This window comes from Methylobacterium nigriterrae (assembly GCF_037106235.1).
GTDB lineage: Bacteria > Pseudomonadota > Alphaproteobacteria > Rhizobiales > Beijerinckiaceae > Methylobacterium > Methylobacterium nigriterrae.
In genome coordinates, this window is the sequence record NZ_JBAWTG010000902.1 from 1 (window position 1) to 268 (window position 268).

1 pseudogene is annotated in these 268 nt (G+C 77.6%); it reads left to right on the forward strand.

The window, feature by feature from the left end:
- A pseudogene (locus WDW90_RS39615) lies at window positions 1–268 on the forward strand (iron-containing alcohol dehydrogenase); the annotation flags it as partial.

Below are 268 nucleotides of genomic sequence, written 5' to 3' on the forward strand. Positions count from 1 at the left end.
GGCATCGACGCGATGGTGCACGCGCGCGAGGCCTAGACGAGCCGGCACCGCAAGAATCCGCTCTCGGACGCGCTGGCCCGCGAGGCGCTGGCGCTCCTCTGGCGCCACATCCGCCCGGCCTGCCGCGACGGCCGCGACCGGGCGGCCCGCGAGGGCATGCTGCTCGGCGCGATGCTCGCCGGCACGGCCTTCGCCACCGCGCCGGTGGCGGCGGTGCACGCGCTCGCCTACCCGGTCGGGGCGCGCTTCCACGTGCCGCATGGGCTCT